The organism is Rhodococcus sp. B50 (assembly GCF_013602415.1).
Taxonomy (GTDB): domain Bacteria; phylum Actinomycetota; class Actinomycetes; order Mycobacteriales; family Mycobacteriaceae; genus Rhodococcus.
Window position 1 is genome coordinate 3,578,907 of the sequence record NZ_WPAG02000002.1, and the last position, 15,797, is coordinate 3,594,703.

The window sequence follows — 15,797 nt, forward strand, 5'->3', positions numbered from 1 at the left end:
TCCTTCCGGCCTGCACTCTGTTCGACAGCTCCCGAGCTCAGTAGTTCTCGAGCTCAGCGGTTCTCGAGCTCAGTGGTTCTCGACCCGTGCTCGTTCGGTGAGCGCGAAAACGTGTTCGAAGGCCACGTGCCCCAGGCGGATCTGCTCTCGGGCACGGGCACGCAGACGACCGCGAACCTCGTCGGCCTGTCGCCAGGAGGCGCGCATCGCGTCCGCGAGCTTCCTTTCGAGGGCGGGGTCGTCGAGGTGCAGCAGGGTGAGACCGCCGCCGAACACGTCCTCGAGACCGCGGAACTTGTCGTCGTAGTAGCGGGTCGACGAGAGGGCGACCACAGGAATTCCCCGGGATAGTGCGAACACCGCGAGGTGGTAGGCACCGGTGACGAGGACGCGGCATCCCGACACCTGTTCGACGAGTCGTCCGGGCGAGGTGTATCGGGGCAGCGGCTCGGCCACCGACGGGGCTCCACGCACGATGGGCAGTGTCGAACGGCGGTCCTGGGACCGATATTCCGCGATGATCAGCGGTACGAGGGTCGAGGAGTACTCGGTGGCCACGGCCTGCACGACCCTGCGGACGGTGTCGCGGGCACTGTCGGACACGGGTGCGTAGGCGGCCAGGCGCAGGCACACGCCGATGTCCGTCCCGATCCCGGTGTCGCATTCGGTGTAGGCGAGTTCGATCGCGTCGTCGCCGGTGACGAGGACCCGACCCTCCGGTAACCCGGCTCGCTCCAGGATGGCCGGCCCACGAAGGCTCTCCCTCAGGGAGACGAAATCCACGCGCGGCATCACTTCGGCTGCACGCCGCTGGAGTAGCGGGTCGTCGAGCGGACCGAGCCCCTGCCCGACCATGGCGACGGGAACGCCGTGGTCGCAGGCGTGCTCGATCAGATTGAACACGCGATGTGCCTGCGCGAAGTCGGAATCGGTGATGTAGCCGCCGCCGAGTACGAGCAGGAGGGACGCCTTCTCGACGGCGGCGGCGCTCCCGGGATGCACCGGCCGGCGGGCGGCCACCTCACCCGCGGAGACGGGCGCGGCCGCGGCGTGCTCGGAGGGGAAGCGGGTGCGTACGAGGCGCTCGAGCCGTCGGCGGAGACCGCGGGCCTTCTGCGGGAACCAGACCCGGAAACGGACCATCCCGAGAGCGACAGGGCCGACGATGCGCGGTCCCAGTGCGGCGAAGAAGTCCTCCGCGACGGTCGGCTCCGCCCAGGGGTCGGCCGCGAATACGGTGATCCCCTTCGCCGTGGGGTGGTAGGCGCGGAGCAGGAGGGGGACGTCGGTGAGCACGCCGATCTGCGCATCGGGCCATCGGCGGCGCAGGCGCGAGATCGTGACCTCGAGCATCGCCAGGTCGCCGTTGTTGCGAAGCCAATACTCGCTGCTCTCGATGAGAATGCGGACCGGCTCCGCGGCCGGCTCGTCCGAGTGCAGTTCGAAATGATTGTCGATCATCCGATGATCCGATCCTCGATGAGAGAGGGTCCGGGGAGTCCCCGGCGGTGCGGTGAAGCGAAGCATACTCAGAATCAGGCAGGTGCGGGCGATTCGATTCCATAATCCACCAAACATGGGATTTAACAAACTGCAACTCTGTTCTATTGTGTAAAAAGAAACCCTGAGATTGTTTTGTAGCGTCGTCTCCCGAGGACCTGGGGTACCCATGACACACACGACCACCACGACCGGCGCCGATACTCTCGACACGGCGACGACCGTCGGCATCCAACTGCAGCGCATCCGGCACTTCTGGCCCCTCGTCCTTCTCATCACGCTCGGTGCCGTGATCGCGTCGGCCGTGAGCGCCTACACCGCCGAACCGAGTTACACCGGTCGGACCGTTCTGATCGTCTCCTCACCGGGACGTGTCCCCGAGGAGGACGCCGTCATCGTGCGCGGCTATATCGACCTCTTCAACGATCCCGCCTACCAAGCGCGTCTGCGGGATTCGACCGATCTGCCCCCGGGCACGACGTTCGAGGCGCGCACCGCGGCAGCGAGCTCGATGATCTTCGTCGAGGCGACCACCGGTAGCGACGTGGGAGCGAAGGACGCCGCCCTAGCCCTGGCCACGAACTTCCGGTGGGACGTCGACGCCGTGCGGCGCGCCGAGAAGGACGCCTCACTCGATGCGCTCCGCAGCCAGCTGGACGAGCGGCGGCGACTCCTCGCCGAAGGCGCCGATCCCGTCTACACGACCCAACGGATCATCGAACTCGAGACGTTGATCCAGCAGTTGCAGGGTGATTCGACCAACCAGCTCCAGATTCTGCAGCCCGACGCCGGCATCGCGATGTCGGAACCGAGCATGATCCGCAACGTGCTGGTCGGATTCCTCGGCGGCCTCGTCCTCGGCTCCGTCGCCGCGGTTCTCGCAGCCCTGTTCTCCCCCACCCTCGGCACCTCGCACGACGTGCACACGAGGACGGGAGTGAATCCCGTCGTCGAGATCCCCCGCGGTGGAAACCGGCGCAGGGCCCGCGCGCGGCATCTCGGCTTCGTCCGCCTCGCGACCCGCGCCGGGCACCGCCAGGTACCGCGACCGGGGATCCTGGCCGTCGCATCCCCCACCCGGACCCCCGCGACCGGACAGGTGGCACGGGCGATCGCCGAGTTCTGGGCGGGAGAAGGCGAGCGCATCGTCCTGCTCCACGCCGACATGCGCACCGTCACGGTGCAGGAACGCACGGCGGCCGACGATGCCGTCACGGTGCGCACGGCGGTCGTCGAGGACCTCCTCGAGGACCCGGACGTACCGCTGAACCGCGAGCGGTTCACGCAACTCCTGCAGCGACTCCGGGCCGACGCCGACCTCGTGATCGTCGAGGCCCCGCCGCTCACCGAAGACCCGTTCGCCCACTCCGCGTGCGTGGTCAGCGACCGGACCGTACTCGTCCTGGATCGACGTTCGGGGCGGGTCGGGCCCACCCGCGAGGCCGTCGAATTGCTCGCCGACGCGGAACTGCTCGGCGCCGTCCTCGTCGACCCACGAGCAGGCACCGGGCGCTCCCTCTTCCGCCGCACGAAGCGGGGCGAGCCCGTCGCTGCGGTGCGCTACGAACGGATCGACAGCCTCGGTCCCGACACGACACAGATCTCGCCCAACGGACATCATCCCGATCGGGACGCCGCGACGCTGCTGTCCGGCAAGCCGGGTGGAACGCCGTGACCACCGCAGGAGCCGCCCGGCCGGGCATCCGTTCGTCGGGAGCCCGGCTCGGACGCGCTGCCGTGACGGCCGCGGCGGCCGCAGCACTGCTCGCGGCCGCGGGCGTCGCCGCGCTCGTCCTCCCGGGCGAACTCCTCGCGCTGATCCTGCCCGGGGCCGTGGGACTGGCCGTCATCGCCGCAGCGGTCTACCACCCCGCCACTGCGGTGCTCGTGCTGATCGTGGCCATGTTCTTCCGGCTCCCCACGCCCGAGATACCCATGCTCCCGGTGGATCTGTTCGTCTTTCTCTTCGCGGTCGCGCTGGGTTCGTTCGGGTTGTGGATCACGGTGCGTCCCGATCGCTTTCGCCAGCTGAGCATGCTCGAAATCTTCATGGGCCTGTTCGTCCTGTGGAACTTCTGGTCGATGTTCGCCTCCCACCGCTTTCCGGCGGTGGTCCCACTGACCGGTCAGCCCACGTCGGTGTCCCGCTTCATCATCATCGGCACGGTGATCCCCTTCGCCGTGTTCGTCATGGGCCGGCTGGCCTTCGATCGTGAGCGTGCGGTGCGGGGCATGCTCTGGACCGTCACGGGCATCGCGGCGTTCTCGGCGGCCATGAGCATCTTCCAACTCAAGGGCCCGACTGCACTGGTATGGCCGCGCTACATGCTCGAGAACGACCACTGGCCGGGACGCGCCGTGGGCGTCACCAACCAACCCGTGGGCAACGGGACGATCCTCATCTTCGGGTTCATCGCCACGGTCGTCCTGGCCTCGCAGAGATCCGAACCCGTATGGCTCCGGCGACTCGCCTCCCTCATCGCCGTGGCCTGCGCCTACGGCGTCTTCCTGACCTACACGCGCGCGGTGTGGCTGGCGTTCGGGATCGTCGTCCTCGCCGGACTGCTGTGCGCCCGCGGTTTCCGCCGTTTCTTCGCCCTGACGGCCACGGCGATGACCATCGCGGTGGTGCTGAACTGGTCGACCTTCACCAGCGCCGATCGGAAGGCCGGCGGGGTGGGATCGACGAGCGAGATCCACGACCGGCTCAACGCGATGGCGACGGCCGTCTGGGCGATCCGCGAGGAACCCCTGACCGGATGGGGGGTCGCGCGGTTCGTGTCCGTCAACACCTTCTTCCACCGGTCGTGGGGCCCGAGCATCCCCTGGGAAGGCGGGTTCGGTATCGACGCGCACTTCACCGAGATGGGTATCTTCGCCGAACTCGGTGTCGTCGGTGGACTCCTGTGGCTCACTGTGCTCGTGCTGCTCGTCGTGCAACTCGTGCGCGCCTACCGGCGGCTGCCGCCCGGCCGGCTCACCGGACAACCGCTCGCGATCGCGGCGGTCCTCACCGTACTCTGCCTGCTCGTCACCGGGGTCACCGCCGAACTCCGCAATTTCGATGTCACCAACGCGATGGCGCTGCTCATCGCGGGTGTGGCGATCGGATGGTCCGACCGGTTCGTCCCGCGGGACCGGATCCCCGGGAGATCTTCGGAGGAGGTCTCGCCGTGAAGCCGCAGCGGGCACTGTGGGTGTCCACCAGCACGTCGACCCGAGGTGGTGTCGCGTCGTTCGTCCGCACGATGCAGGGCACCGAACTGTGGAGCGACTGGCACATCGAACACATCAGCACCCATCGCAACGGCTCGATACCGCTGCGGATTGCCGCCTTCGCCGTCGGACTGGTCTCGTTCACCTACACGATGATCCGGAAGCGACCCGACGTCGTGCACCTGCACACCGCCTCGTACGGAAGCTTCGCCCGGAAGGCGACGCTGGCATGGATCGCACGCGCCGCCCGCGTTCCGGTGATCCTCCACGTCCACGGCGCCGAGTTCCACCGCTTCTACGCTCTGTGTCCCACACCCGCCCGGGCCGTCATCCGCGCGACGCTCACCGGCGCGGACGCGGTGGTCGCGCTCGGGGAGAAATGGGCGCGTCGTCTCCAGGAGATCGCACCACGCGCACGGATCATCGTCGTTCCCAACGCCGTTCGGCCTCGGACGCCCGTCTCCCAACTGCCGGACGGACAGCCGGTGAGCGTGCTCTTCCTCGGCGAGGTGGGTGAACGCAAGGGCACCTTCGTCCTGCTCGAGGCCTGGACACTCCTCGCGCGGGAAGGGCACGTCTCCGGTGCGCACCTGACGATCGCGGGGGACGGTGCAGTGGACGCAGCCGCACAGCAGGTCGTCGAGCTGGGCATCGCCGACAGCGTGACCATCGCGGGCTGGACCGCGCCCGAGAAGGTTTCGGGTCTGCTCCGGGAAAGCCGCATTCTCGTGCTGCCGTCGCGCAACGAAGGTCAGCCGATGGCGATCCTCGAAGCCATGGCGGCAGGACTGTGTGTGGTGGCCAGTCCGGTCGGCGGGATACCCGATCTCGTCGACAGTGAATCCGGAATCCTCGTCCCACCCGACGATCCGGACGCTCTCGCAACCGCCCTCCGTACAGTCCTCACCGACGACGCGGAACGGGCCCGCCTCGGGGCCGGGGCGTGGCGGCGCGTGTGCACGGATTTCGACGTCGACGTCGTCTCACGGCGTTTCGACGCCCTCTACAGAGAGGTCGGCAGATGTCCCGTCCCCTGCGACTGATGTACGTCGTGCCGGATCTCGGTGTGGGTGGCGCCGAACGTCACGTCACCACCCTGCTCCCTCGGCTGGACGCACAGCGTTTCACGTCGTGCGTCGTCTGCATCGGCGAACCAGGCGCACTGTTCTCCGACCTCGCCGAATCGTCCGTCCCCGCAACGGCCCTGCGCAGGAGCAAGCGGCAGATGGTGCGCGCCGTCGCCGAGTTGGTGCGGGAGATGCGCAGGTTCCGTCCCGACATCGTCGTCACGCGGGGATACAACGCCGAGACCCTGGGACGCGCGGCGGCCTTCCTCTCCCGCGTCCCGCACGTGGTGGTGTGGGTCCACCACTGCGGCGACCCCGAACCCCGCGGCCGGCTCCGACGGCTCGTCGACCGGTGCCTCGATCCGATCACCGACGCCTACTTCGGCGTGGCGGAGGCCCAGCGTGCATTCATGACCGACGACCTCGGCTACCCGCCCGAGAAGATCACCGTCGTGTACAACGGCGTCGACCCGTCCTTGTACGGCACCGCCGACGATCGCAGCGTGCTGCCGGAACTCGGCACGGCCGGGGACGCTCCTATCATCGGCATCGTCGCGGCACTGCGGCCGGAGAAGGACCACGCCTGCTTCCTCCGCGCGGCGCGGCGGGTGGTCGACGTGCGCCCCGACGCCCGATTTCTCGTCATCGGCGACGGCCCGTGCCGCGAGGACCTCGAAACGCTCGTCGACCGCTCGGGGCTGCGCGCGAACGTCGTCTTCACCGGTTCACGCGACGACATCCCCCGGATCCTCCGTGCCCTGGACGTCGTCGTCCTCTCGTCGTACAGCATCGAGTGCTTTCCCATGGCCCTGCTCGAGGCCATGGCGTCCGGGCGACCCGCGGTGTGCACCGCCGTCGGCGGCGTACCCGAGATGCTGGTCGACGGGGTCACCGGAAGGCTCGTCCCGGCCCGTGACGCGCGGGCGCTCGCGGACGGGATGCTCGAGCTGCTCGACGATCCCGAACTGGCCCGCAAGATGGGGCGGGCCGCCCGGGAACGAGTGGAATCGGAATTCACACTCCGGAGAAGCGTCGAGGGCGCCGAGGCTGCCCTCGAAGAAGCGGCACGGTCTCCGCTCGTGCGACCCGCACGGTTTCCGCTCGTGCGACCCGCACGGTTTCCGCTCGTGCGACCCGCACGGCCGACGGAGCGGACGGACCCCATCCGTCTGACGCTCGTACTGGACCAGACGTTCGTCGGGGGCGTCGAGGTCCTCATGCTCGAGGTGTTCCGGCACCTCGATCCGTCGGTCGTGCGTCCCCGCCTGGTGTGCCTGCGCGAAGCCGGCCCGCTCGCCGAGGAATACCGGCGCGCGGGATTCGACGTGGAAGTCGTCCCCCGGTCCGGTCGCTTCGATCCGCGCAGAGTGTCGCGGCTGGTGCGGATACTCCGAGCCGACCGGACCGACGCCGTGCTCGTCACGCATCACCATCACGCGGCGCTGGCACTCGGCAGACTGGCGGCACGATTAGCGGGCACACCCGCGAATCTGGTTGCCGCACACGACATGGACCTGACGAATATCGGGAAGCGGTGCCTTCCCCGGTGGGCGGTGTCCACCCTGTTCCTCTCCGATGCCCTCGTACTGCTGGGACCGCGCCAGGGAGAATATCTGCGCCGCGAGGAGGGCGTCGCTCGCAGACCGTGGTCGCGCACACGAGAAGTGGTCATCACCAACGGCATCGACGTGGCCGATCCACCCACCGAGGAGGATCGTGCCCGCGCCCGATCGGCCCTCGGACTGTCCCACGACGACTTCGCCGTCGGCATCGTCGCGCGGCTGAGCCGACAGAAGGCACACCAGGTGTTGTTCGAGGCGGTACGACTCGCAGCGCACACGCACCCGGAGCTGCGGCTACTGGTCATCGGTGGAGGCGACCGGGAGTGCGAACTACGTTCTCTCGCCTCTGATCTCGGAATATCCGACCGAACCGTGTTCACGGGGGTACGTCGTGATGTCCGGACGCTGCTGCCGGGGCTGGACGTGTCGGCACTGTCGTCGGTTCACGAAGGTGCACCCATCACAGTCATCGAAGCGATGGCCGCCGGCCTTCCGGTGGTGGCCACCGGATGCGGTTGTCTGCCCGACATGGTCGCCGACGGGACGGACGGTTTCCTCGTCCCGGTCGGAGACGCCGCGGCACTTGCCGAGCGGCTGTGCCGGCTGGCCGGCGATCGGCGCCTCGCTCGTCGTCTCGGCGCGAACGGGCGCGAGCGTGCGGAGCGCGAGTACCGGATCTCCCGGACCGCACGCGCGTTCGAGAGCCTACTCACCGATCTGTCGGGCAGGCGGGCGCGGGTCAGTCCGTCCGCAGGAGGATGAGGCCGTCCTGCGGTTCGAGCACGACCTCGTCGGTGACGGTGCCGTCGTTCACGCGCGGATCCTGCGTTCCCTGCAGGTGACGATAGGGCCTGTCCAGATACACCTGTTCGGCGGTCTCCCCGCTGTTGACGAGCACGATTCCGTTCTCGAAGTCTCGGCGGAGGACGGTTCTGCCCGCGTCGCCCTGCAGGCTTGCCTCGGAGACAGGCAGGCCCAGATAGCCGTGGCCGAGTCCCGCTCCGTCCATCTCGTCGTAGTAGGCGGTGCTGCCGTAGTGCAGGAGCATCGGCGCCCAGTAGCCGTCACTCAGGAGCGTGGCCGTGAGGAAGAAGCGGGCACGTCGATAGGTGTCCGCCACGCTCCCCCCGGCCCCCAGGCGGTCGATCGTCATCCACACTCCGGGGAGGCGGTGCCCCTCACCCGCGGTGGTCGCGAGGTAGCGTTCGAGGTCCAGACCCGGATCGCGTTCGGCCATCGGGTCCGCGAAGCTCTCCCAGGCGCGTCCGTCGAGCAGGCCGTCCACCAGGCTGCGGTCGCCGTTCGCGATGATGATCGCGTCGGGCATCCTCTCTCTCATGAGCCGTTCCGCCACGGAGACACCTCGTGCCCACGGCCCGTCGGGACCGTAGATCTGCGAGTCCGGTTCGTCCTCGCCGTCGCCGTCGACGTCCCACGCATCCGCGTCGGCCGAGTAGATCCGATCTCCCCAGACGTCGAGGAGAACACCGTCCCAGACGCCGGTGGACCAGACCTGGTCGACGACCCACTCCGCGGCGTACTCGGCATACATCTTCCCGTCGACTCGCGGCGCCAGGTCGGCAAGGTTGGTCATCGTCGTCCTGGGCCACTCGCTCACCGGTTCCCCGGACGCCGTGGTGGCGACCCATTCCTCGGGGAAGGCACTACTGTTCGGCCCGTCGAATTGCCACAGTGCGTACCGGTCGGCCCAGTATCCCGGTGAGCCCAACGCAGCCGGACGGTCGATGAGGTTTATGTACGCCAGCAGCCGGATACGCGGATTCCGCGACCGCAGGCCCTCGAAGTACGAGGTCGGAACACGATGCGCCCATTCGTGATCGAGAACCACGAGATCGTACCGAGCGAGCTCCTCCATCGGCGGGAGACGATCCTGGTCGAGAAAATAGGTGGCGGTTCTCGGGAAGGTCGGCTCGCCGGTCGCTCCCGGGCCTGTGGGGACACCCGGCACGGACATCACCGCCGTCGATGCCGCGTCCGCGGTGGTGTTGCGCGCGGTCGGCACCGCGCAGGACAACGACGACATCGACACGAGCACGACGAGCAGGATCCGGGACACTGTGCGGCGCTTCGATACCCGGGGTCGAAGGCGGTGTCGGGCGCTCCCGGACACGGGATCCCGCCTCACTCTCCCGGACCCAGGCGATAGCCGGTGAATGCATCCGCCACGGCCGCCGGAACGGCTCGGGCACCTCCGCCCTCCACCACGGCCGATTTGAGCTTGCCGGATGCGGTGCGTGGCACGGCCTCCAGGCTCACCACCCGGAGTTCCTGTCCGGGACCGAACAACCGCTCGACATTGCGTACGTACTGTTGCTCGACGCGTTCGGCGTCGAATCCCACGCCCGGGACCATCCGGATCTCGAACCGTCCGGGGGCGAGTTGTGCGATCTGGGCCTCGCGGACACCCGTGACGTCGTCGATCACGGTCGACGGCAACGGAAGTGGTCTGCCGTCCGCCGCGGTGAAGGCGTCCTCGACCCGTCCGTCGAGTTCCCCGAGGGCGGGGAACGCGCGCCCGCAGGCACACTCACCGGCCGGCGCCGGCCCGACCAGATCACCCGTCCGGTAGCGGAAGATCGGGAAACCCCAGTTGTGCAAGGGCGTTCCGATGATCTCCCACCTGTCCGGGACGCCGGGAACGGGTTCGAGTTCCACGATGCCGTAATCGGGGAAGATGTGCATCGTACCTGCCTCGCACGTGCCTGCCATCGCGACGCGCTCCGTTTGACCGTAGTGGTCGACGATCGGGCCCCGGAAGACCTCACGGATCAGGCCACGCTGGGCGGAGCGCATCGCTTCCGACGACGTGAGGACGGCGCGGACGGGGAGTCGTTCCCCTCGTTCGTACAGCAGTTCCGCGAGCAGGCAGATACTCGAAGGCCAGCCGTCGATCGCGTCGGGACGGAACCTGCGAATGTCCCCCACGATCATCGGCAGATCGTCGGGCGTGAGCCGGTAGCTCGACACCAGCAGTTGCCGTGCGCCAGGGACGATCCGGGTGGGGCTTCCGGGACGATCCGCCGCGAAATCGCTGCTGCCCAGAGTCACCCGGCGCGGCGTGCGCGGCAGTCCGAACCAACTCCACTGCCGCTCGAGCACACGCATCTCGTAGACCGACGAACCCGGCGTCCGGTAGACGGTGACGGCGCGACCGGACGTCCCGCTCGAGTGCGCCTCCCACATTGCCCGCGCGGGGTAGGCGCGGAACATCTCGGGGCGATCCATCAGGTCGGCGCGCCGGAGGACGGGCAGGCGCCGTAGGTCGTCGAGGGTACGGAACGTGCGCGGGTCCACCTTCTCGCGGCGGAACCATTGCCGATAGAAAGGAGAGGCGACGGCCGCCCATCGCGTCATCGCCCGGAGTCGACGCTCCTGGAAGGCACGGATCCCGTCGGGGCCCGCCGTGGCGACCCGGCGGAGTTCGCGGCTCATGGGGACGGCGAGCGGATGCATCCGCCGTGCGCGGTGCTGGACGGCGACGAGTTTCTTCGGAGGCGCCATGGGACCACCTTCGCTTCGGATACGCTCGGCGCTAAACATACCTGTAGTCTGATTAGGCGGCAATCTACATACTCTGATTTTGCTACGGTGGGGCATCCGGTCTGTGCCGATCCCTGTCGATCACCTCGTAACGGAGGTCTCGTGCAACGACTCACCTGGTACGCGCATCGCCTCCGCGCGATGGAAGCCGCCGAGATCGCGTGGCGGGTCCATCGCGTCGTCGGCCGGTGCCTTCCGTCCCGACCGCTCACCGACACGCAACTCGTCGGACCCGACCTCGACTGGCGTGGCGCCCTCGAACGTTTCCGCGTAGCCGAGGGTCGTCCCGTCCTCCTCGGCCCCGAGCGGATCGACGCACTCACCGGAACCGAGCCCGCCGCCGTCACGCTCGCTGCCGCGGATCGGGTGCTCGAACACCGGTTCACCTTCTTCGGTTATCCGGAAGCGGCTCTCGGACCCGAGATCGACTGGAACCACGATCCCGTCGGCGGGATCGAATGGCCGAACCTCCCGTCCCACCGAATCGATCACCGCACCGCACCGGGCGACCCGAAGTGGATCTGGGAATTGAACCGGCTGCAGCACCTTCCGTGGCTTGCGCAGGCCTGGCTCCTGACCCACGACGATCGCTATGCCGCCGAAGCGTTCGACCAGCTGGACTCGTGGATCGCCGGCAATCCCCCGGGGCGGGGCATCGCGTGGCGTGGAGCGTTCGAAGCGGGCATCCGCGCGATCTCGGTGGCCGTCGCGCTGCAGGGACTGCGGTACAGTCCGCGTCTCACCGTCGCCCGGTTCCGCACCGTGGTGTGCATGCTCGCGGAGAGTGCCCGCCGGTGCTGGGCCGAACGCTCGTTGTACAGCTCGTCCAACAATCACCTGATCGGCGAACTCGCGGGCCTGGCCACCGTCGCACTCCTTCTCCCCGATCTGCGGCCGTCGCCGCGGTGGGAGCGCGACGCCGTCACCGCCTTGTGCGCGGAGGCGGACCGGCAGATCCTGCCCGACGGCGGCGGCGCCGAACAGGCCGTGGGCTACCAGGTCTTCACAGCGGAGCTCCTGCTCCTCGTGGCCGAGATGCTCCGGCGGCGTGACTCGTATGCGCCCGTCCTGCTGACGAATGCCGTCACGCGCAGCGCCCGCTATCTCGCGGCGGTGGTCGGAGACCACGACCCGGCACCCCGCTACGGGGACGACGACGAAGGTTTCGCACTGCGTCTCGACCCGTACCCGGTGCGTACCGTCCGTGATCATCTCGGTCTCGTGGGTGCGGTCCTGGGCACACCCGAAGCGATACGGGCCGGCACCCTCCCGCCGGCCGCGGCGTGGCTGGCTCTCCGCACGGAGGCCCGCGCAGACGCACCCACCGGGAGCGAGCCCTTCGGCAGCTTCCACGCCCGCGACGGTGGTCTCGTGGTGCTGCGCTCCGGGCGACGCCGGATCACCATGGACGTCGGGCCCCTCGGGTACCTCTCGATCGCAGCGCACGGCCACGCCGACGCACTCGCGGTCACCCTGAGTGCCGACGGCCGCGAGCTCGTCGGCCATCCGGGCGTGACGAGTTATTACGGCCACCCCGACTGGCGGGCCGCACACCGGGGAACACGGGCCCATCCCACTGCCTCGGTGGACGGGCTCGACCAGTCCGTCATCGGCGGTGCCTTCCTCTGGCGGCAGCACGCGCGAGTACGCACCCACTCCGTGGACATCGCCTCCGGCTTCGTGGACGCCGAGCACGACGGCTACCTCCGCCTCGACGAACCCGTCGTGCACCGCAGGTGGCTCATCGCACCGCCCGACCGCGCCACCGCAGTAGTGGTGGACGTGTTCACCGGCACCGGTCACCACGAGTTCCGCACCGCCTGGCCGCTGCACCCGTCCCTCGACGCCCGGCCCGTCGGCTGCGGCCACCTCGTCCTCAGGGACGGCGCGCCGGTCCTGCAGCTCGCCTACGCGGCCTCTTCGGGGGATCCGATCCGCAGCGAGATCCGGGGCGACACCGATACGAACCTGGGCTGGTGGTCGCATCGGCTCGAATCCCGCGTCCCTGCATGGCTCGTCGGCAGCGTCGTGCACGCGACGCCTCCGGTCGCGCTGGTGACGACCTTGACACCGTGCGGCGCCGACGAGCCGGTGGTCTCGGGACTCGCCGTCGAACTGCACGACGCCGCGATCACCGTCCGATGGCACGACGGGGACGGCACCCACGTCCACACCCTCCTGCCGAGCAACGACCCCGTTCCCCACAACCTGATCCCCACAATCTGATTCGCACAGTCGGAGGAGTTCGAGCATGGAACCGACCTTCAGCTTCCTCACCACCGCCTACCGCACCGAGGATTACGTCGCCGAGACGATCGAATCCGTCTTCGCACAGAAACGGGACGACTGGGAACACGTGATCGTCGACAACGGAATGTCGGACGATATGGCACGCGTGATCGGACGGTATCTGAACGACCCGCGAATCATCCTGGTGAGACAGGAGAATCGAGGCTACGCGGGCGGGATCTCCGCAGCGGCGACGGCGGCACGAGGACGGTACCTGTGTGTCCTCGACAGTGACGATCACCTGATGCCCGGTTTCTGCACGCGGGTCGGCGCCGTGCTCGACTCGCGGCCCGAGATCGACGCCGTCGCGGTGGACGCCCACCTGTTCACCGATTCCGAGGGGCTGCTGCCCACCGGATACATGCGGTCGATCGGGGCGGGCGGGAATCGCCGGGGGCGCGGACGTCTCACGCTGCTCGACGTCCTCGGCGGCGAGGTTCCCTACTACACGGCGGCGGTTCGCCGCGAGGCGTGGTCCGCCGTGAACGCCTACGCCTCGGGCATCGACGACGTCGACGAATCGGTGATCGTCTGGCTGCGCCTCGCCGACCGTTTCGAGGTGCAGATGCTGCCCGACCGGCTCGCCCGGTACCGGCTGCGCGGCGACTCGGACTCGAGGGACGAGGCCACCGTCGCGACCTTCGAACGGCAGTTGATCCGGTCGTTCCAGGCAGGGGCGGCGTTGGCGAAGACCCCCGAGGAGCACGTGGCCCTGGAAGAGACGGTGGGCAGGCTCCGCTACGACCAGGCTCTGCGTCGGGCCCGGTCCGCTTTCCTCCGCAACGATCTGCCCACGGCTCGGATCGCGGCCCGGGACGCCTACACCTACCGGCGCTCGCTGCGCGCTGCCGTCGCGCTCGCGTCCGTCACGGTGGCCCCCGGTCCGATCCGGATGCTGTATCCGGCGAAGCAGCGGCTCGCGAGTGCCGCCGGGCGGGTCGCCGTCCGTCTCAACGCTCCGACCTGATGCGCCTCCCGATCCCGCACATCTTCCGATTCGACACGACTTCCGATCCACAAGTCCGAGGGGGGCCTGCGATGCGTATCGACACCACCGACCTGGCCGGTGTGCTCGTTCTCCGCCCCGAACCGTTCCGCGACGATCGCGGTCTCTTCACCCGCACCTTCGACGCGGCCGAATTCGACGCGTATCTCCAGAGCCGTTCGGATTCGCCGGCGGTCCGGGCTTCGGACTTCGTGCAGGACTCGCAGTCCCGCTCCGCGCGGGGCGTCATCCGGGGCATGCACGGACGGTCCGGAGAGGGGGAGGCCAAGCTGGTGCGCTGCGCGCACGGGGCGATCCACGACGTGCTGGTCGACATCCGCTACGGATCGCCCACTTTCGGCCGGTCGCAGGCGTTCCTGCTCGACGACGTCGAGTTCGCCCACCTCTTCGTACCACCGGGCTTCCTGCACGGCTTCCAGGCCCTGGCCGACGTCACCGACGTGTGTTACCGCATCGACCGGCCGCACGACCCGCGTGAGGATCTTGCGGTGGCACACGACGATCCGGACCTGGCAATCGTCTGGCCGCTCCCGGTGACGACGATCAGCGCGCGTGACGCGGCGGCGGGAAGCTGGAAGGAATTGCTGGCCGGGCTCCCCTCCTCGGAGAACCCGGCCGACGTGTTGTGGTGACCGCCCGGCGGCGCACCCTCGGGCGCACTGTCCGCCACATGCGCTGTCCGTCAGGTGCGCTGTCCGTCGAACCGGACCACCGCCTTCTCCAGGACGAAGGCCTCGGCGTGCGGGTACCGGCACTGCACTCCGCGGAGACGGGAGAGACCGAGGAATGCCTCCTCGTCGAACCAGTCGTGGTCGGTCTGCGAGGGATAGTGCTTGAGCAGCACGCGCGCCTTCTCCGCCGCGACATCCCTGGTGAGCGGGTGGTACACGGCGGTGGCCGGCATGTCCGCCTCCCACTTGAGGATCTCGTAGCCGAGCACCAGATGGTCGCGGAACACCGTCGGCACCATCTCGGCGAGCAATCGATGGTCCTGGTGCGCGTCGGCACGCTGCGGAGCGAACACCACGTCCGGGTCGGTGTGGTAACGGAAGGACTGGAGCGCGATCTTGATTCCCTCCCAATAGCCCGGGGCACGCCCGTCCGGGATGTCCAGCACGCGAACCATCACATCCGCGCCGGGACACAGGGCCCGCAGCGCGTGGTTCTCCTCGATCTCACGTGGGGTATCGCCGCCGGAGAGGACGAAGGCACGGACACGCAGATTCGGACACGCCGTCGACAGGGTCAGCAGCGTGCCGCCGACCCCCATCGCGATGTCGTCGCAGTGGGCGCCGAACAGGGCGACCTCACGGACGTTGCGCGGCATCAACTCGATCATGACTCCCGCACCTCCTCCGTCTTGCGGCCGGGAATGCGCACGGCGGCGGGTGGAAGCACTTTCATGATCAACACCTTGTCTTCGTCGACGGAGGCCAGGCTGACGGTGGACCCCGAAGACGAACGGAGCGGGCCGACATTCGATCGTGAACCCACTAAAACACATTCGAAGTCCGCCAACAAGGCATAAACAAACTCTAGGACTTTTTCTAGCCCATTAGCTATCCTTGCATCAGTTTATTTCCGCCATCCACAGAC

Annotated in this window: 11 protein-coding genes; 7 read left to right on the forward strand and 4 right to left on the reverse strand. The window is 68.5% G+C overall.

All coding sequences use genetic code 11. The annotated features are described in order from the left end of the window. Positions 1-69 precede the first annotated feature (69 nt). A complete protein-coding gene (locus tag GON09_RS16830; RefSeq protein WP_213932777.1) occupies positions 70-1,461 on the reverse strand; it encodes a polysaccharide pyruvyl transferase family protein in 1,392 nt (463 codons plus the stop codon). A 208-nt stretch (positions 1,462-1,669) separates the two neighbouring features. Between GON09_RS16830 and GON09_RS16835 the strand changes: the two genes are divergently transcribed. The 4 genes from GON09_RS16835 to GON09_RS16850 are packed head-to-tail and all read left to right on the forward strand — an operon-like array spanning position 1,670 to position 8,107. Next, positions 1,670-3,175, forward strand: a complete 1,506-nt coding sequence (locus GON09_RS16835; RefSeq protein ID WP_213932778.1) for a hypothetical protein — start codon at positions 1,670-1,672, stop codon at positions 3,173-3,175. Beyond that, positions 3,172-4,677 carry an O-antigen ligase family protein gene (locus tag GON09_RS16840; RefSeq protein WP_213932779.1) on the forward strand — a complete coding sequence of 502 codons (1,506 nt, stop codon included), beginning with the start codon at positions 3,172-3,174 and terminating at the stop codon, positions 4,675-4,677. Before GON09_RS16835 ends, GON09_RS16840 begins: the two co-directional genes overlap by 4 nt. Next, positions 4,674-5,759: a glycosyltransferase family 4 protein gene (locus tag GON09_RS16845; RefSeq protein ID WP_307854397.1), complete on the forward strand. Its 1,086-nt coding sequence runs from the start codon at positions 4,674-4,676 to the stop codon at positions 5,757-5,759. The genes GON09_RS16840 and GON09_RS16845 overlap by 4 nt, the downstream gene beginning before the upstream one ends. Continuing rightward, on the forward strand, positions 5,738-8,107 hold the full coding sequence (locus GON09_RS16850; RefSeq protein ID WP_244865540.1) for a glycosyltransferase: 2,370 nt from the start codon (positions 5,738-5,740) through the stop codon (positions 8,105-8,107). Before GON09_RS16845 ends, GON09_RS16850 begins: the two co-directional genes overlap by 22 nt. Here the strand turns inward: GON09_RS16850 and GON09_RS16855 are convergent. Then, the gene (locus GON09_RS16855; RefSeq protein WP_307854398.1) at positions 8,085-9,422 is read right to left on the reverse strand and encodes a putative glycoside hydrolase; all 1,338 of its coding nucleotides are present in this window, start codon (positions 9,420-9,422) and stop codon (positions 8,085-8,087) included. The genes GON09_RS16850 and GON09_RS16855 overlap by 23 nt on opposite strands. Positions 9,423-9,487: 65 nt before the next feature. After that, positions 9,488-10,867 carry a phenylacetate--CoA ligase family protein gene (locus tag GON09_RS16860; protein ID WP_213932781.1) on the reverse strand — a complete coding sequence of 460 codons (1,380 nt, stop codon included), beginning with the start codon at positions 10,865-10,867 and terminating at the stop codon, positions 9,488-9,490. Positions 10,868-11,008: 141 nt separating this feature from the next. On the opposite strand from GON09_RS16860, the gene GON09_RS16865 reads away from it, so the two are divergent. From GON09_RS16865 to GON09_RS16875, 3 genes are all read left to right on the forward strand, one after another. Further along, entirely contained in the window at positions 11,009-13,132 is a 2,124-nt protein-coding gene (locus tag GON09_RS16865) for an alginate lyase family protein (protein WP_307854399.1), read from the forward strand. A 25-nt stretch (positions 13,133-13,157) separates the two neighbouring features. Then, a complete protein-coding gene (locus tag GON09_RS16870; protein WP_213932782.1) occupies positions 13,158-14,162 on the forward strand; it encodes a glycosyltransferase family A protein in 1,005 nt (334 codons plus the stop codon). A 71-nt stretch (positions 14,163-14,233) separates the two neighbouring features. Beyond that, the gene (locus tag GON09_RS16875) at positions 14,234-14,833 is read left to right on the forward strand and encodes a dTDP-4-dehydrorhamnose 3,5-epimerase family protein (RefSeq protein WP_213932783.1); all 600 of its coding nucleotides are present in this window, start codon (positions 14,234-14,236) and stop codon (positions 14,831-14,833) included. A 50-nt stretch (positions 14,834-14,883) separates the two neighbouring features. Here the strand turns inward: GON09_RS16875 and GON09_RS16880 are convergent, their stop codons facing one another. Further along, positions 14,884-15,540: a PIG-L deacetylase family protein gene (locus GON09_RS16880; RefSeq protein WP_213932784.1), complete on the reverse strand. Its 657-nt coding sequence runs from the start codon at positions 15,538-15,540 to the stop codon at positions 14,884-14,886. Between the last annotated feature and the right edge of the window lie 257 nt (positions 15,541-15,797).